Source organism: Streptomyces sp. NPDC020681, assembly GCF_044334895.1.
Lineage (GTDB): Bacteria > Actinomycetota > Actinomycetes > Streptomycetales > Streptomycetaceae > Streptomyces.
In genome coordinates this window covers 472,828-490,199 of record NZ_JBIRTX010000002.1, presented here as the reverse complement: position 1 = coordinate 490,199, position 17,372 = coordinate 472,828, and the positions used below count along the sequence as shown (strand labels likewise).

The window sequence follows — 17,372 nt, the reverse complement described above, 5'->3', positions numbered from 1 at the left end:
GAGCCGGGGGAGGTCGGCGTACATCCATGCACGTCACGCACTTGTCGCTGGCCGACTTCCGCTCGTACGCCCGGGTCGAGGTCCCACTCGATCCGGGCGTCACCGCTTTTGTGGGGGCGAACGGGCAGGGCAAGACCAATCTCGTCGAGGCGGTCGGCTATCTGGCGACGCTGGCCAGCCACCGGGTCTCCTCCGACGCGCCGCTGGTGCGGATGGGCGCGGAGCGCGCGGTGATACGCGCGGCCGTCACACAGGGCGAACGCTCCCAGCTGATCGAGCTCGAGCTCAATCCGGGCCGGGCGAACCGGGCGCGTATCAACAGGTCCTCGCAGGTCAAACCACGTGATGTGCTGGGGATCGTACGGACCGTGCTGTTCGCGCCGGAGGATCTGGCGCTGGTGAAGGGCGACCCGGGCGAGCGCCGGCGGTTCCTGGACGAGATGGTCACCGCGCGGTCGCCGCGGATGGCGGGCGTGCGGTCGGACTACGACCGGGTGCTCAAGCAGCGCAACACCCTGCTGAAGTCCGCCGCGATGGCGCGGCGGCACGGTGGGCGCGGCATGGACCTGTCGACGCTGGACGTGTGGGACCAGCATCTGGCGCGGGCCGGTGCGGAGCTGCTGGCGCAGCGGATGGATCTGATCGCGGCGCTGCAGCCGCTGACGGACAAGGCGTACGAGGCACTGGCTCCCGGGGGTGGTCCGGTCACGCTGGAGTACCGTTCCTCCGCCGAGGGCGCGGGAGCGGCCGGAGCCGCGGGTGCGGCGGGTGCGCACGGTCGCGAGGAGCTGTACGCGCAGCTGATCGATGCGCTGGCCGAGGTGCGCAAGCAGGAGATCGAGCGGGGCGTGACACTCGTCGGGCCGCACCGTGACGAGCTGGTGCTCAAGCTGGGCGAGCTGCCGGCGAAGGGTTACGCCAGCCATGGCGAGTCCTGGTCGTACGCGCTGTCGCTGCGGCTGGCCTCGTACGACCTGCTGCGGGCCGAGGGCAATGAGCCGGTTCTCGTACTGGACGACGTCTTCGCCGAGTTGGACGCGCGGCGTCGGGAACGGCTGGCGGAACTGGTCGCTCCGGCGGAGCAGGTGCTGGTGACCGCGGCGGTCGACGACGATGTGCCGGGGGTGCTGGCCGGAGTGAGGTTCACGGTGGCGGACGGCGAGGTGGAGCGCGTATGAGCGAGAACCAGCCGCTTGAGCCCCCTGGGCCCACTGCGCCCCCTGAGCCTCTGAACGCGCCCTCCACGCCCGAGTCCTCCGGCGTGGACCTGGCGCGGGTCGCGTTGCGCGCGGCGAAGGAACAGGCGAAGGCGCGGGGTGCGGCTGCGCAGGAAAAGCGGCAAGCCAGGCGGGGCGGAGGGCTGCGCTCCGGTGCGCGGGCCGACGGGCGCGATCCGCTGCCGCTGGGTGCGGCGATCAACCGGCTGATCACCGAGCGCGGCTGGGAGACACCGGCGGCGGTGGGCGGCGTGATGGGCCGCTGGCCGCAGATCGTCGGCGACGATCTGGCGAACCACTGTGTGCCGCAGCGGTACGACGAGGACGAGCGGGTACTGACCGTGCAGTGCGACTCGACGGCCTGGGCGACACAGCTGCGACTGCTCGCGCCACGGCTGGTGGCGCGGCTGAACGAGGACCTGGGCCATGGGACGGTCCGGCTGATCAAGGTGTTGGGGCCGGGCGGGCCGCCGCGAAGGTTCGGGCCGCTGCGGGCGCCGGGCAGCGTCGGCCCGGGTGACACGTACGGGTGATGTACGGGCCGGGAGCTGGGCCCCGGGACCCCGCGTTCCGGGGCTTGGCTCCGGCGGTTCTGCGCTGCAGCTTCGCGCGGCGTTGAGGTCCTCCGGGAACAGCTGCCGAATCTTGAGTGTTTCTCGGGCTCACCCAGCGCAGACGGCGCGGTTTCGCGCGACGGTGGGCCCGTCTTTTCCGGGCTCCGCCCGAGTTCTGACGCGACACCGTCACGGCCCCGCAGGACGCCCGCCCACCCCCGGCACCGACCGCAACTCCCGCGCCCCCGGCCCCCGCAGGCCCGGCATTCCCCGTGAGGGGTCCCTCACCGTAGCCGGTGGTTGACAGGCCGAAGCGCTCAATGCCCGTGTGAGCCTCCTGGAGCCCCTTCCCGAATATGGGGAGTCGGACGGTCAGTGTTCAGGGCGGCACATGAGGACTCAGCTACCGGCAAACCCCCATTCGGCTCGGCGGTACCGGTAGACTGATGAACAATCCCGCCTACTTGCGGAACATGTCGAACGACGCAGCCGCTCCCGCCTGCCCGGAGAACGGCTTGTGCTGTGCCAGAAAGGGCGCTTCGTGGCCGATTCCGGCAACCCCAACGAGAACATCCCGTCCACTCCTGCCGGTGGGAACGGCGAGGTCACCGCCTCGTACGATGCCAGCGCGATCACCGTCCTCGAGGGTCTCGACGCGGTCCGCAAGCGCCCCGGCATGTACATCGGCTCGACCGGTGAGCGTGGTCTCCATCACCTTGTGTACGAGGTCGTCGACAACTCCGTCGACGAGGCCCTCGCGGGCCACGCGGACACCATCGACGTCACGATCCTCGCCGACGGCGGCGTGCGCGTGATCGACAACGGCCGTGGCATCCCGGTGGGCATCGTCCCGTCCGAGAACAAGCCGGCCGTCGAGGTCGTGCTCACCGTTCTGCACGCGGGCGGCAAGTTCGGCGGCGGCGGCTACGCCGTCTCCGGTGGTCTGCACGGCGTCGGCGTCTCCGTCGTCAACGCCCTGTCGTCGAAGGTCGCGGTCGAGGTCAAGCGCGACGGCTACCGCTGGACGCAGGACTACAAGCTCGGCGTCCCCACCGCCCCGCTCGCGCAGAGCGAGAAGACCGACGACAGCGGCACCACGGTGACGTTCTGGGCCGACAGCGACATCTTCGAGACGACCGAGTACTCCTTCGAGACGCTCTCCCGCCGTTTCCAGGAGATGGCCTTCCTCAACAAGGGCCTGACCCTGACGCTGACGGACGAGCGCGATTCGGCGAAGGCGACGATGGGTGCGGACGACCCGGAGGCCGAGGCCGCCGAGGAGCAGCAGGCCCGCACCGTGAAGTACTACTACGAAGGCGGCATCGTCGACTTCGTCAAGTACCTCAACTCCCGCAAGGGCGATCTGATCCACCCGACGGTCATCGACATCGAGGCCGAGGACAAGGAGCGGATGCTCTCGGTCGAGATCGCGATGCAGTGGAACTCGCAGTACACGGAGGGTGTCTACTCCTTCGCGAACACGATCCACACGCATGAGGGCGGTACGCACGAGGAGGGCTTCCGGGCCGCTCTGACGGGCCTGGTCAACCGGTACGCGCGCGACAAGAAGCTGCTCCGCGAGAAGGACGACAACCTCTCCGGCGAGGACATCCGCGAGGGTCTGACCGCGATCATCTCGGTCAAGCTCGGCGAGCCGCAGTTCGAGGGCCAGACCAAGACCAAGCTCGGCAACACGGAGGCGAAGACCTTCGTCCAGAAGGTCGTGCACGAGCACCTCACGGACTGGTTCGACCGCAATCCGAACGAGGCCGCGGACATCATCCGCAAGTCCATCCAGGCGCAGACGGCGCGTGTCGCGGCCCGCAAGGCCCGCGACCTGACCCGCCGCAAGGGCCTGCTGGAGTCGGCCTCGCTGCCCGGCAAGCTGAGTGACTGCCAGTCCAACGACCCGACGAAGTGCGAGATCTTCATCGTCGAGGGTGACTCCGCCGGCGGCTCGGCGAAGTCCGGCCGCAACCCGATGTACCAGGCGATCCTGCCGATCCGAGGCAAGATCCTGAACGTCGAGAAGGCGCGGATCGACAAGATCCTGCAGAACACCGAGGTCCAGGCGCTGATCTCGGCCTTCGGCACCGGAGTCCACGAGGACTTCGACATCGAGAAGCTCCGCTATCACAAGATCATTCTGATGGCGGACGCCGACGTCGACGGTCAGCACATCAACACGCTGCTGCTGACCTTCCTGTTCCGCTTCATGCGGCCGCTGGTCGAGGCCGGGCACGTGTACCTCTCGCGCCCGCCGCTCTACAAGATCAAGTGGGGCCGGGACGACTTCGAGTACGCGTACTCGGACCGTGAGCGCGACGCGCTCGTCGAGCTCGGCAAGCAGAACGGCAAGCGGATCAAGGACGACTCGGTCCAGCGCTTCAAGGGTCTCGGCGAGATGAATGCCGAGGAGCTGCGCATCACCACGATGGATGTGGACCACCGCGTTCTCGGCCAGGTCACGCTGGACGACGCCGCGCAGGCCGACGACCTGTTCTCGGTGCTGATGGGCGAGGACGTCGAGGCACGGCGCTCGTTCATCCAGCGCAATGCCAAGGACGTCCGCTTCCTCGACATCTGAGTCGGTCTCTGCTGACCGCACGAAAGGACTGAAGACCAGCAATGGCCGACGAGAACACTCCTGTGACCACCGAAGAGGAAGAGCCGGCACTGCGGATCGAGCCCGTCGGGCTCGAGACGGAGATGCAGCGTTCCTATCTCGACTACGCGATGTCCGTCATCGTCTCGCGTGCGCTGCCCGACGTACGGGACGGTCTCAAGCCCGTCCACCGGCGCGTGCTGTACGCGATGTACGACGGTGGCTACCGGCCCGAGAAGGGCTTCTACAAGTGCGCCCGCGTCGTCGGTGACGTCATGGGTACGTACCACCCGCACGGCGACTCCTCGATCTACGACGCGCTCGTACGTCTCGCGCAGCCGTGGTCGATGCGGATGCCGCTGGTCGACTCCAACGGCAACTTCGGTTCCCCGGGCAACGACCCGGCCGCTGCCATGCGGTACACCGAGTGCAAGCTGATGCCGCAGTCGATGGAGATGCTCCGGGACATCGACGAGGAGACCGTCGATTTCCAGGACAACTACGACGGGCGTAACCAGGAGCCGACGGTTCTGCCGGCGCGCTTCCCGAACCTGCTGGTGAACGGCTCGGCGGGCATCGCCGTCGGCATGGCCACCAACATCCCGCCGCACAATCTGCGCGAGGTCGCGGCCGGCGCACAGTGGGCGCTGGAGCACCCGGACGCCACCCACGAGGAGCTTCAGGACGCGCTCATCGAGCGGATCAAGGGCCCGGACTTCCCGTCCGGCGCACTGGTCGTGGGCCGCAAGGGCATCGAAGAGGCGTACCGCACCGGCCGTGGCTCGATCACGATGCGCGCGGTCGTCGAGGTCGAGGAGATCCAGGGCCGCCAGTGCCTGGTGGTCACGGAGCTTCCGTACCAGACCAACCCGGACAATCTCGCGCAGAAGATTGCCGACCTGGTGAAGGACGCCAAGATCGGCGGCATCGCCGACGTCCGTGACGAGACCTCGTCCCGCACCGGCCAGCGCCTGGTGATCGTGCTCAAGCGCGACGCCGTCGCCAAGGTCGTGCTGAACAACCTCTACAAGCACACCGATCTGCAGACCAACTTCGGCGCGAACATGCTGGCGCTGGTCGACGGCGTGCCGCGGACGCTCTCGCTGGACGCGTTCATCCGCCACTGGGTGCACCACCAGGTCGAGGTCATCGTCCGGCGGACGAAGTTCCGGCTGCGCAAGGCCGAGGAGCGGGCGCACATCCTGCGCGGTCTGCTCAAGGCGCTGGACGCGATCGACGAGGTCATCGCGCTGATCCGGCGCAGCGACACGGTCGAGATCGCGCGTGAGGGCCTGATGGGTCTCCTCACGATCGACGAGATCCAGGCCAATGCCATCCTCGAGATGCAGCTGCGCCGACTGGCCGCCCTGGAGCGCCAGAAGATCGTCGCCGAGCACGACGAGCTGCAGGCCAAGATCAACGAGTACAACGCGATCCTGGCCTCGCCCGAGAAGCAGCGTCAGATCGTCAGCGAGGAACTGGCCGTCATCGTCGAGAAGTTCGGCGACGACCGGCGCTCCAAGCTGGTGCCCTTCGACGGTGACATGTCCATCGAGGACCTGATCGCCGAGGAGGACATCGTCGTCACGATCACCCGTGGCGGCTATGTGAAGCGCACGAAGACGGAGGACTACCGCTCGCAGAAGCGCGGCGGCAAGGGCGTGCGGGGCACGAAGCTCAAGGAAGACGACATCGTCGACCACTTCTTCGTCTCCACGACGCACCACTGGCTGCTGTTCTTCACCAACAAGGGCCGTGTCTACCGCGCCAAGGCGTACGAGCTCCCGGACGCCGGCCGTGACGCGCGTGGCCAGCACGTCGCCAACCTGCTGGCCTTCCAGCCGGACGAGCAGATCGCCGAGATTCTCGCGATCCGCGACTACGAGGCCGCGCCCTATCTGGTGCTCGCCACCAAGGGCGGCCTGGTGAAGAAGACGTCGCTGAAGGACTACGACTCTCCGCGGTCGGGCGGTGTCATCGCGATCAACCTCCGTGAGACGGAGGACGGCAGCGACGACGAGCTGATCGGCGCCGAGCTGGTGTCGGCCGAGGACGATCTGCTGCTCATCAGCAAGAAGGCCCAGTCGATCCGGTTCACCGCGACGGACGAAGCACTGCGCCCGATGGGCCGTGCGACATCCGGGGTCAAGGGCATGAGTTTCCGCGAGGGCGACGAACTGCTCTCGATGAATGTCGTCCGGCCCGGTACGTTCGTATTCACAGCCACTGATGGTGGGTACGCGAAGCGGACCGCCGTCGACGAATACCGCGTCCAGGGTCGCGGTGGCCTCGGTATCAAGGCCGCCAAGATCGTGGAGGACCGTGGTTCTCTCGTGGGCGCGCTGGTGGTCGAGGGTTCGGATGAGATCCTCGCCATCACCCTCGGTGGCGGTGTGATTCGTACGCGAGTCAACGAAGTCAGGGAGACGGGCCGTGACACCATGGGCGTCCAACTGATCAACCTGGGCAAGCGCGATGCCGTTGTCGGTATCGCTCGTAACGCCGAGGCCGGTCGTGAGGCTGAAGAGGTCGAAGCGGCCGCAGAGGTCGAAGGGACCGTGGAGGCCGAGGGCGGTGCGGCCGAGGCGGCAGTCGAGGGCACCGAGTCCTCGGCCGGGGAGCACGAGGAGTAAAGCGTGAGTGGAGCCACGGGCGCCGGCTCGGCCGATGGCGGAGCTGGAGCGAACGGTGCCCGTGGCCCTGCCGCGGACTCCCAGGGTGGGGCCACCCCCGCCGAACGCAGGGGGATGACGGTGACGGACACCCGGGGGCACCAGCCCCAGTACGAGATGTTTGGCGGCGAGCAGCCGGCGCCGCAGCAGCCGGCTCAGCCGTACCACCCGCCGCAGGCGTATCCCTCGCCCCCTGGGGGCGGAGGAACGCAGGCGGGTGTGCGGGTGCCGCGTACCGGTGCGCGGACCACTCCGCGTACCCGCAAGGCACGACTGCGGGTGGCCAAGGCCGACCCGTGGTCGGTGATGAAGGTCAGCTTTCTGCTCTCCATCGCGCTGGGCATCTGCACGGTGATCGCGGCCGCGGTGCTGTGGATGGTCATGGACGCCATGGGCGTCTTCTCCACGGTCGGCGGCACGATCAGCGAGGCCACCGGCTCGAACGAGAGCAATGGTTTTGATCTTCAGTCGTTCCTGTCGCTGCCGCGGGTGCTCATCTTCACCTCGGTGATCGCGGTCATCGATGTGGTGCTGGCCACGGCGCTGGCGACGCTCGGAGCGTTCATCTACAACTTGTCCGCAGGATTTGTGGGCGGCGTCGAGCTGACGCTCGCAGAGGACGAGTGAGACAGGACAACCGATTTTGGGACTGGCCCCGACGTGCGCTAATCTTCATGAGTCAGCGCGCAGCGCGGCGGGGCTATAGCTCAGTTGGTTAGAGCGCATCCCTGATAAGGATGAGGCCACAGGTTCAAATCCTGTTAGCCCCACATTTCTGATTCGGCCCGTACGGAGCTTCTCCGTGCGGGCCGATCGCTTTGTCCCGGACCCCAGTTGGGCTTCCTGACAGGCCGTGGCCGGGACCCGTGCAGGTCACCGAATGGTATCGGTCGGTGTGTATAGTCGGGCGGCAGAAGTCCTCATACGTCAAGGAAAGACGAGGTCGCGCGGTGAAGAAGCTTCTCCTGGTCGCACTGGCCGCCATCGGCGGGCTCCTCGTGTACCGCCAGATCCAGGCGGATCGCGCCGAGCAGGATCTGTGGACGGAGGCGACCGACTCCGTGCCCGCAGGTTCGGGTGTGTGAGACGCAGCAATCTTGAGTGGTGAGGCCCCGGTCGCGTGAAGCGGCCGGGGCTTCGCGCTGTCCGGGTTCGTGGGCCGGTCGTGGGCCGGTCGTGGGCCCTGGAAGCTCGGTCTGCCGTAGCGGGACCGTGACAGTCCTTCTCTTGAGTTCACCTCCGCAAATCACTAGGTTGCGAGAGCAAACTTCGGGGACTCGGGAGGGGAACACGAGTGAAGGCAGCACTGGGCCGCCGGGCGTCGGCGGCAACGATCGGGGCGGCGCTGCTCGCGCTGGCGGTGGGGCCACTGCCAGCCGCGGGCGCGGCCGAGCAGACGGCGCAGCCGGCGGCGACGGACGGGAAGAGCAGCCTGGTGATGGTGCTCGACTCCTCCGGCTCCATGGCGGACGACGACGGCACCGGGCGGAGCCGGATGGACTCCGCACGCGCGGCCGTGGGCACGGTGGTGGACGCGCTGCCCGACGGACATCCGACCGGGCTGCGCGTCTATGGCGCCGATCAGCCTGCGGGGTGCACCGACACCCGGCTCGTACGGCCCGTACAGCCGCTGGACCGGGCGGGCCTGAAGCAGGCCGTGGCAGGCGTGCAGCCCAAGGGCGACACTCCTATAGGGCTTTCGCTGCAAAAGGCCGCCAAGGACCTTCCCGAGCCCACGGACGGCGCGATCGGCACCCGTACGATCCTGTTGATCTCCGACGGCGACGACAACTGCGGTTCTCCACAGCCCTGTGAGGTCGCCGAGCAGCTTTCGAAGGAGGGCGTCGGACTGCGGATCGACGCCGTCGGCTTCCAGGTGCGCGGCGCGGCACGGCAGCAGCTGGAGTGCATCGCGAAGGCGGGCAACGGCCGTTACTACGACGCTCCTGACGCCAAGGCGCTCGCCCGCCAGCTCCAGCGCTCCGCGCAGCTGTCCGCCGACGGGTACCAATTCCGCGGCAAGCCGGTCGCGGGCACGCCGCGGCGCGACGCGGCGCCCGCACTTCTGCCGGGGCAGTATCTGGACACCATCGGGCCCGGTGAGGAGCGGTACTACGCGGTCGATCTGGATGACGCGTCCACTGTTCAGTTCTCCGCGACGGCGGTGCCGCAACCGGGGGCGGCGGTCGACACCTTGGACGCACTGCGCACCAGGATTGCGTACGGCACTGACAGTTCCTGTGAGACCAGCACCGAGCACTTCTTCCAGAAGGAAGGCGCGACACCACTGACCTCGGCCGTTGCCCGGATTCCCAGCGAGAAGGGCACCAGTGCCTGCGACAGGGCGGGCCGGTACTGGCTGGTCGTCGGGCGGGAGAGCAAGAAGGCCTCGGACGCCGCGCGCTGGCCGCTGGAGCTGACGTACGGCGTCGAGCAGCCGCTGCCCGATGGAGTGACGCCGGCGCAGTCGCAGCCGGAGTACGGGGAGGGCGACAAGGACGCTTCACTGCCGACGGGCGATCCGCGGGACGTGACGGGCGGCACAGGGTTCAACGACGCCAAGGAGGTCGGACAGGGCGTGTGGCGGGACAAGGTGCTGCCCTCGCAGACGCTCTGGTACAAGGTGCCGGTGGGCTGGGGCCAGCAGCTTCGCTACGACGTGGAGTTCGCCAACGAGCCGACGGTGAAGGGCTCTTCGTCGGTCTGGTCGTACGGAGCCACTCAGGTCTTCACGCCGGGACGTTCGCCGGTCGGCGGCGGCACCGGCGAGTTCAGCCCGCAGACGGTCTACAACGGACGGCCGATGGCCCTGGAGATGGGCACCGTGCCGGTCGCCTGGACCAACCGCCACGAGTCCCACCCGAACGTCGTGCCGGTGCACACCAGAGGTGGTTTCTACATCGCCGTCACGCTGGGCGCGAAGGCCGCCGAGATCGCGGAGAACCCGCAGATCGGCGTGGTGCTGAGGGTGGCGGTGCTGGGCAGGGAACTGGCCGGGCCGCAGCACGACGCGCCGCCCGCCGCCCAGCAGGCGGACAACAAGGCGGACAACAAGGGCGATTCGGCCGCCCGCGCAGACAGCGGAGCGAACGGCGGGGCAGGATGGTCCGGCACCGTGATCGCCGCTACGGCCGGCGGAGCGGTCATCCTGATCGCGGGCCTGGCCCTCGTCCTCGTACGCCGCAGGTCGGGCGGCACGGCCACGAGCAGGATCACGGACAACACCACGGACACCACCACATCAAGGAGAAGCGCGTGAAGAGGCAGCGCGGCACGGGCCGGGTGACGGCGGCCGCCATCGCGGCGATGTGCGCGGTGGCGGCGCTGCCGGGGCAGGCATGGGCGGCGGGCAAACCCAATCCGTATGTCTTCGACAGCGCGGTGAAGCCCGTCCAGGGCGCGGCGGTCAACAGCGACGGACCGTCCCTGCAGCCCGGCACGGCCTACAAGGACTCGATCAAGCCGGGCGAGAAGCGCTATTACCGGGTCGACCTGGACGCCAAGAGCAATGCGTACATCTCGGCGGTGGCGGTTCCCAAGCTGGCCACCAAGGTCGCCTACTCGGACAAGCTCGCGGTGAGCATCGAGGACCGCTCGGGCACCAAGTGCGGCAGTGAGGACGCCCAGTTCGGCTCCGCTGCGTATGCCAGGCCGGTCGCCGCCTACGCGGACCGGACGATCGAGGAGGACAGCAGCAGCTGCCAGGAGGCGGGCCCGTACTACGTCCTTCTCGAGCGGACCAGTGAGGACACCTCCACACCCGAAGCGTGGGACGTGGAGATCCGTTTCGCCTCCGAGCCCGGGCTGAAGTCGGCCGCGGCGACCGCGCCGTCCGAGAACTGGCCCTCAGCCTCGCCGCCGGCGCCCGGCGGCGGTCCGGAGAAGCGGTCCGGTGGGACGAGCTTCACGGACGCCACCGGTCTCAAGGAAGGCGAGTGGCAGGACTCGATCGTCCCCGGTCAGACGAGGTTCTACCGGGTGCCGGTGAACTGGGGACAGCAGATCTTCGCCAGCGCGGACCTCGGCTCCAGCCAGGCCTCCGACAGTGCCGATGTTGTTTCCAACGCCCTGGTGCTGTCACTCCACAACCCGGCGCGCGGGATGGCCGAGCACGCCGAGAGCAGCTACTACGACGGCAAGCAGAAGTCGGTCGCACTGGATCCGCTGCCGCCGGTGGCATACGCGAACCGGTACGACTCGAACTCCTCCACCAAGGCCATGCGGTTCGCCGGCTGGTACTACCTCTCGGTGACGCTCAATCCGGAAGTCGGCGACGAGTACGGCACGACGGCGATTCCGCTCACCCTGCGCGTGAACGTCGAGGGAGAAGCGACGAGCGCCCCGGCGTATGCAGACTCCGCCGGGGACTTCCAGGTCACCGACGACGACCAGGCGGCCGCCGACAGCGGGAAGAGCGCGCCCGAGGTGGCGAAGAGCGGCACGATGAAGTTGGTCGCGGCAGCGGGTATCGGCGCGGGGACCGTGCTGGTGCTCGGGCTCGGGGCGTGGATGCTGCTTGCGCGGCGACGGACGCCGGGCGCGGTACAGGCGGTTGGTCACGGTCAGGTGGCGGGGCATGTGCCTGGCCAGGCTCTGGGAGGTCAGCTGCCTGGCGGGCCGGTCCAGGATCCCCGACAGGCGCAAGGGCAGGGACAGGGGCAGGGGCAGTACGGGCCGCCGCCCGCCTGGTAGTTCAGGACGGGCGGCTCGGGCCGCGTGGCTCAGGGCTGCGTGAATCGGGACTGCGCGTGACTCAGGACTGGGCGCTCAGGACTGGGTCAGCGCCCAGATTCCGACCGCAAAACAGATCAGCGCGACGATCAGCACCGGGACCGCAACCTTCGGGGGCGGTCCCGGTCGCTTTGCTGCCGTCTGCGGAACTGGTGCGTGCGGGTGCGGAACCTGAGCGCTCTGAGCGGTGTAAGCACGAGTAGGAGACGGTTCGTAACTCACCGGACCGGTCGGACCGGTCCGGGGCTGCATGTACTGCTCGGGGTGCGCCTGAGCGTAAAGGGGGGATGCGCTGTGCGCCGGTACGGGAGCGGGGATGGGAGTCGGCGTCGGTGTTGGCGTCGGCTCGGAGGCCGCAGGCATGGGGGGAGGAGTGGCCGGATGGGCCGGGTGAGGCGGCTGTGTGGGCGGCTGCTGCGGTGGCGGGGCCAGGTGGAAGCTGCCGGTCTCCGACGGCGGAAGCGGCCGCTGTACGGGAGCCTGGGCGGCCGCCTGAGCCGGATCTTCGGGGCCGTTCGCGCCGAACCCCGAGGGAAGCGGGCCCAGTTGGTCGAAGACCTCCACCGGCTCTTCGTCCGCGCCGGCCTCCGGAAGCATCTCGACGGCAGAGGTGAGCGCCTTGCGCGCGCCTGTGGCCGTACGGAACCGCGCCTGCGGGTCGGGCTGCAGCAGACCGGCCAGTACCTGCCACAGCGGTTCCGGGATGCCCTGAGGCGCGCCGGGTGTGCCGTGGTTGGCGAAGTACTCGACCAGCGCCTGGGAGTCGGGCTTCTGGCCCTGGAGGAGATAGAGCGCGACCAGGCCGACCGCGAAGAGATCGGCGGTGAAGTCCGGCTCCGCGCCGAGCATCTGCTCGGGCGCGAAGTAACCGGGCGTGCCCACCACATAGTTGGTCTCGGTCAGCCGCGGCTCGCCCTTGCGCATGGAGATCCCGAAGTCGGACAGCCGCAGATGCGGCCGTCCGGTCCCGGTGGCCTCCATCAGGATGTTCGCCGGCTTGATGTCGCGGTGCACGACCCCCTCCGCGTGCACCGCGGCAAGACCGGACAGCAGCTGATCGAGCAGGGTGCACACAAAACGGGGCGGCAGCGGGCCGTAGTCGCCGATCACATGCGCCAGCGACCCGCCGCTCACCAGATCCATGGTGAACAGCACTTTGTCGTCGTCCGCGGCCCAGCTGGCCGGGGCGAGGACATGGGGATGATCGATCCGAAGGGCCTGTTCGCGGACGAAGCGCAGCAGCGTGTGAGCATCGCTCTGCTGCAACACCTTGGCGGCCACATAGCGACGGCGCCGGTGGTCCCAGGCGCGCCAGACCGCACCGACGCCGCCGCGCCCGATCGGGTCGATCAGTTCGTACCGACCAGCGAAGACCTCACCCATTGCGCTGCGCCCGCTCCCCGTTCCCTAGTGAGGCTCCGTGCCTCGGTGATCAGCTCTGGTGTGACTCGTAGTGCGCCACCGCGTCCGCGGTGCGCCCCGCGCCGTACACCCGGAGGAACTCTGCCAGTTCGGGGTGGGTCGGGGCGAGGGAGTCGGCCGCATCAATGATGTCGCCGGCGGCGGACACGGAGCGCAGCAGCGACTGGATCTCGCGTACGACCCGGCGCACTGTCGGCGCCCCCGAGCTGCTGGTGCTCTGGCTGGTGCCGGTGAGGACGGAGCCGCCCTGCGACTTCTTGATCTCTTCCATCCGGTCGGTCGCCTCGACCGCGCTGACACTGCCGTCGGCTACCTGACTCGCCAGCTCCTGCAGTGCCTGTACGCGCTGGACCACCGCGGGGTTGCCGATCTTGGCGCGCTGGCCGCTCATCAGCTGGGAGAGCATCGGAGCCGACAGCCCGAGCACGGCTGCGAGCCGGGCCTGGTTCAGACCCAGATCATCGATCAGCCGGCGGAAGAGCGCCCCCAGCGGCTCTCCGTACCAGCTGCGCTGCAGCTCTCTGGCTCTAGCGGTCGTCTCTTGCTGTGCGGCGTCCATTGCGTCTCCCCATCGCTTCCCCAAAGCGGGCTTCGCTGCTGCGAACCTCGCCGAGCATCTTACGGAGAGTGGTCGCCGACGGGGAGTCCCAATCCTTTTGCAGGATCCAGGGGGTCACCCGGTACTCTGGTCTGCGGCGGTGGCCGATGTGTGTGTCTGCTCGGCCGTACCCACCCTTCCGGGGCCTTAGCTCAGTTGGTAGAGCGCTGTCTTTGCATGGCAGATGTCAGGGGTTCGACTCCCCTAGGCTCCACTCACAAAGACCCCCTGATCTGCGGAAACGCGATCAGGGGGTCTTTTTGTCCCAAGGGGCGTGTCATGCCACCGCCATCTCATTCCGGGCCGATCAGTAAGCCCCGGGGTTGAGCTCCTGCAGGACGGCCTGCCCCGCCGCACGGTGCTCGGCGGCCTCGGCCGGATCCGTCTCGTCGAGCACGATCGCGATCCCTTCGTGGGCCAGCGCTTCCTCGTACCGGTTTCCGAGCTTCGGGGCCAGCTCCAGCGCTTGCCGGTGCAGACGGAGGGCCTCTTCGGGGAGACCAGCAAGCCGGCAGGTCTCGCCGTAGCCGTTGAGGAAATGGATCTTCCAGTGTTCCTCGAACAGTTCGTCGAGCAGCGCGAACGCCTCCCGGTGGCTGGCCAGCGCCTCCTCGTAGCGGCGCATCTGCCGCAGCGCGACGCCCAGGCAGTTGAGACACCACGCCTGGTTGTTCAGGTGTCCGTCGTCGCGGGCCAGCGCCAGTGCCTGACGCAGATGCTCCGCTGCCTCGTCAGGTTTTTCGTGGGCGATGGCCACGCCGAGGGTGATCCGAGCCGTCAGCGTGGGCGGCCAGGCGGGGTCGGTGTGGGGGATGCCCAGCACCTCGCGGGCCCGCTGCGCCGCCTCCTCCCGGTGTCCGAGCTGCAGCATCGCCCAGGCTTCCGACGCGGCCGCGTGGGCCGCGCCCGCCGGGCTGTCGGCCTGCTCGTACAGCTTCCCCGCCAGCCGGAAGAGTTCGAGCGGCTCCTCGACGTGGCCCGTGTCCCAGCTCAGGTAACCGCGGCGCACGGCCAGTTCGGCTTCCGCCCGGGTGTCTCCCGCCTGGGACACCCGGAGTCCGGCTGCCTCGTATGCGGCGGCGGCCTCCGCCATCCGGCCCGCGTTGTAGCGCGCGAAGCCCAGGTCACTGTGTGCCTCGGCCAGTTGCAGCGGATCACCCAGGCGCTCGGCGGCAGCCAGCGAACGCTCGAAGAGGAAGTTGAGATGCGTCGTGCCGCAGCGGCGGGCGAAGTACGCCCGCAGGAAGCGCGGCAGCTCGTACACGTGCACGTCGGCCCCGACGGCGGCCGCCGTCTCGAAGGCGGCCATCAGGTTTCCGTACTCCTTGACGAGCCAGGCGAGAGCCGCGTTCTTGTCCGCGAACCTCGGCAGCTCGGCCGGCGGCCGGCCCGCGGAGGCCGTACGACCGGACGACAGGAACGGCATCGCGGCGTCGGCGGCGGCTGCCGCGTGCACGTAGTAGTCGAGCACCCGGCCCAGGGCCCGCTCCCGCTCGGCCGCCGAGTCCTGCTCCGCGGCGGCCCGGCGCGCGTGCTGGTGCACCAGGTCGTGCAGCCGGTAGTGGCTCCCCGTCGGCTGCTGGACGAGGTGCGCGTCGAGCAGGTCCTCCAGCATCGCCCGGGCGCTGCGCAGCGGCATGTCCGCCAGCGCCGCCACCACGTACTCGTCGAAGAACTCCCCGGGCAACAGGCCGAGCATCCGGAACAGGCGGGCCTGGGACCGGTTCAACTGCCGTACCGACATGGCGAACGCCGCGCTGAACTCGGCGTCGAACTCGCTCGCGCCCTCGGCCATCCGCTCGACGAGGATGCCCACGGTCCAGCCCGGCCGGTGCCGCAGCCGTGCCGCGGCCAGCCGCAGGGCCAGCGGCAGATGGCCGCACAGCCGCAGCACCTCGGCGGCGGACTCCGGATCGCGGGCCAGTCTGCTGTCGGGGCCGCCTGGGTCGCCGCTGGCGCGGGCAAGGAGTTCTGCGCTCTCCTGCGGGCTCAGCACGTCGAGCGAGACCGGAGGCACCTCGTCCAGACCGAGGAGCCGGTTGCGGCTGGTGATCAGGGCGACGGAGGGGCCGGCGCCGGGCAGCAGCGGGCGGACTTGGTCGGCGTCGGCGGCGTTGTCGAGGACCACGACGACCCGTCGGCGGGCCAGTTCCGACCGCCAGCAGGCTGCCAGCTCCTCGATTCCCTCCTGCGGGACCTTCTCGGAGGGGACATCGAGTGCGCCGAGCAGCATCCGCAGTGCGGAGTCGGGGTCGAGCGGGGGCCGGCCCTCGGTGAACCCGTGCAGGTCCACATAGAGCTGGGCGTCCGGGAAGCCGGCGGCGAGCCGGTGCGCGGCGTGCACCGCCAGACAGGTCTTGCCGACGCCCGCCATGCCGTCGACGGAGACCGCCCGATGGCTGGCGACCGCGGCGAACACCGCGGCGAGCTGCTCCTCGCGTCCGGTGAAGTCGGGTGCGTCGCGCGGCAGATCGTTGCGGGGCGCCGGCCGCACCAGGCGGCTGCTCTTCGGCGGCGCCGGCAAGGGGTTCGAGGTCCGTTCCCAGAGGGGACGCAGAGGGCGCGGGTCGCGTTTGACGAGGCGGCAGAGCGCGACCACCGCGGGCCAGGGCGGCACCGTCTGCCCGTTGAGGTAGCGCGACAGCGACGACGAGCTGAGGTCGGCGTCCCGCGCGAGAGCCCGTACGCCGAGCCCCGACAGCTCCTGGAGCAGCCGCAGCCGCGCGGCCAGCTCCTCCTGTGGGTCGGCGTGTGCCGTCCGTTCCTGACCGTTCACTGTTCCCCCCGCGTTTCCGTCCCGCTTCGCCAGAAGTTTCGCCAGCCAAGTCACCGCCGGTCAAGGCTGTTTCAGCTGTCCCACGGTGTCCCATCCGCGTGGTCGTGGCAGGCGGTCCCGGCTGTTATGGAGTCACGCCCCGAGGGAACGGGGCACCGACCCGGAAGAGGTGCAGACAGATGCAGTCCCGTATGCAGAACCCCGCAGTTGTGCTGTCCGACGCGATGCAGCCCATTCAGGAGATCTTCAAGGCCGTCCACTCCGGTGGCGTGGACGGGCAGACGCTGGAGCTGGTGCACCTGCGGGTCAGCCAGATCAACGGCTGCAGCGCCTGCGTCGACGGCGGCGCCAAGACGGCCCGTAAGGCCGGCGTGAGCGACGAACGCCTTGCCACGGTCGCCGCCTGGCGGGAAGCCCCGTACTTCACCGAGGAGGAGCGGGCGGCCCTCGCGCTGGCCGAGGCGGCGACGCGGCTGGCCGACCGTCCCGACCCGGTGAGCGACGAAGTCTGGGACACGGCCGCTACCTACTTCGACGAGAAGCAGCTGGCCGCGATCGTCCTGATGATCGGTGTCACCAACCTGTTCAACCGGCTCAACGCCACGACCCGCCAGATCGCCGGCGCGTGGGGCTGACGGGCGCCGGCACCGAAGATCAGTTTCGGAGAAGCCGTCGCCGCGGCACCTCTCCAGAATGAAGAACAACCAGCAATCCGCATATCAGGAGGAAACCGCCGTGAACGCCACGCAGAAGCCCGCCAAGAGGACCACCGCGGCCAAGGGGACGTCCGAAGGATT

Annotated in this window: 12 protein-coding genes and 2 tRNA genes; 11 read left to right on the top strand and 3 right to left on the bottom strand. The window is 69.0% G+C overall.

The genetic code is table 11. The features are described from left to right. Window positions 1-26 precede the first annotated feature (26 nt). The 9 genes from recF (at window position 27) to ACH4YL_RS05790 (ending at window position 11,740) form a co-directional block, all read left to right on the top strand. Entirely contained in the window at window positions 27-1,178 is a 1,152-nt protein-coding gene (recF, locus tag ACH4YL_RS05830; RefSeq protein WP_398505193.1) for a DNA replication/repair protein RecF, read from the top strand. Then, on the top strand, window positions 1,175-1,750 hold the full coding sequence (locus ACH4YL_RS05825) for a DUF721 domain-containing protein (protein ID WP_398505191.1): 576 nt from the start codon (window positions 1,175-1,177) through the stop codon (window positions 1,748-1,750). Before recF ends, ACH4YL_RS05825 begins: the two co-directional genes overlap by 4 nt. 538 nt (window positions 1,751-2,288) lie before the next feature. After that, window positions 2,289-4,358, top strand: a complete 2,070-nt coding sequence (gene gyrB / locus ACH4YL_RS05820; RefSeq protein ID WP_398505189.1) for a DNA topoisomerase (ATP-hydrolyzing) subunit B — start codon at window positions 2,289-2,291, stop codon at window positions 4,356-4,358. Window positions 4,359-4,399: 41 nt separating this feature from the next. Beyond that, entirely contained in the window at window positions 4,400-7,009 is a 2,610-nt protein-coding gene (gene gyrA, locus ACH4YL_RS05815) for a DNA gyrase subunit A (protein WP_398505187.1), read from the top strand. 120 nt (window positions 7,010-7,129) lie between these two features. Continuing rightward, window positions 7,130-7,675, top strand: coding sequence for a DUF3566 domain-containing protein (locus ACH4YL_RS05810; protein WP_398505185.1), 546 nt, complete (start codon window positions 7,130-7,132; stop codon window positions 7,673-7,675). 69 nt (window positions 7,676-7,744) lie between these two features. Next, window positions 7,745-7,818: transfer RNA gene (locus ACH4YL_RS05805), tRNA-Ile, on the top strand. A gap of 180 nt (window positions 7,819-7,998) precedes the next feature. Beyond that, window positions 7,999-8,133: a DLW-39 family protein gene (locus ACH4YL_RS05800; RefSeq protein ID WP_003958712.1), complete on the top strand. Its 135-nt coding sequence runs from the start codon at window positions 7,999-8,001 to the stop codon at window positions 8,131-8,133. Window positions 8,134-8,342: 209 nt separating this feature from the next. Next, the gene (locus ACH4YL_RS05795; protein ID WP_398505183.1) at window positions 8,343-10,307 is read left to right on the top strand and encodes a VWA domain-containing protein; all 1,965 of its coding nucleotides are present in this window, start codon (window positions 8,343-8,345) and stop codon (window positions 10,305-10,307) included. After that, window positions 10,304-11,740: a hypothetical protein gene (locus ACH4YL_RS05790; RefSeq protein ID WP_398505181.1), complete on the top strand. Its 1,437-nt coding sequence runs from the start codon at window positions 10,304-10,306 to the stop codon at window positions 11,738-11,740. Before ACH4YL_RS05795 ends, ACH4YL_RS05790 begins: the two co-directional genes overlap by 4 nt. A 75-nt stretch (window positions 11,741-11,815) precedes the next feature. On the opposite strand, the gene ACH4YL_RS05785 is transcribed toward ACH4YL_RS05790, so the two are convergent. After that, entirely contained in the window at window positions 11,816-13,162 is a 1,347-nt protein-coding gene (locus ACH4YL_RS05785) for a serine/threonine-protein kinase (protein ID WP_398505179.1), read from the bottom strand. Window positions 13,163-13,211: 49 nt separating this feature from the next. Further along, entirely contained in the window at window positions 13,212-13,760 is a 549-nt protein-coding gene (locus tag ACH4YL_RS05780) for a helix-turn-helix domain-containing protein (RefSeq protein WP_398505178.1), read from the bottom strand. A 180-nt stretch (window positions 13,761-13,940) separates the two neighbouring features. Between ACH4YL_RS05780 and ACH4YL_RS05775 the strand changes: the two genes are divergently transcribed. Further along, a tRNA-Ala gene (locus ACH4YL_RS05775) sits at window positions 13,941-14,013 on the top strand. A gap of 93 nt (window positions 14,014-14,106) precedes the next feature. Here the strand turns inward: ACH4YL_RS05775 and ACH4YL_RS05770 are convergent. Continuing rightward, the gene (locus tag ACH4YL_RS05770) at window positions 14,107-16,575 is read right to left on the bottom strand and encodes a tetratricopeptide repeat protein (RefSeq protein WP_398505176.1); all 2,469 of its coding nucleotides are present in this window, start codon (window positions 16,573-16,575) and stop codon (window positions 14,107-14,109) included. Window positions 16,576-16,754: 179 nt separating this feature from the next. On the opposite strand from ACH4YL_RS05770, the gene ACH4YL_RS05765 reads away from it, so the two are divergent. Further along, entirely contained in the window at window positions 16,755-17,210 is a 456-nt protein-coding gene (locus tag ACH4YL_RS05765) for a carboxymuconolactone decarboxylase family protein (protein ID WP_398505174.1), read from the top strand. The last annotated feature ends 162 nt before the right edge of the window (window positions 17,211-17,372 follow it).

Coding starts and splice junctions, on each gene's coding strand:
- recF (WP_398505193.1), top strand. CDS start 27: ATGCACGTCACGCACTTGTCGCTGGCCGACTTCCGCTCGTACGCCCGG.
- ACH4YL_RS05825 (WP_398505191.1), top strand. CDS start 1,175: ATGAGCGAGAACCAGCCGCTTGAGCCCCCTGGGCCCACTGCGCCCCCT.
- gyrA (WP_398505187.1), top strand. CDS start 4,400: ATGGCCGACGAGAACACTCCTGTGACCACCGAAGAGGAAGAGCCGGCA.
- ACH4YL_RS05785 (WP_398505179.1), bottom strand. CDS start 13,162: ATGGGTGAGGTCTTCGCTGGTCGGTACGAACTGATCGACCCGATCGGG.
- ACH4YL_RS05780 (WP_398505178.1), bottom strand. CDS start 13,760: ATGGACGCCGCACAGCAAGAGACGACCGCTAGAGCCAGAGAGCTGCAG.
- ACH4YL_RS05765 (WP_398505174.1), top strand. CDS start 16,755: ATGCAGTCCCGTATGCAGAACCCCGCAGTTGTGCTGTCCGACGCGATG.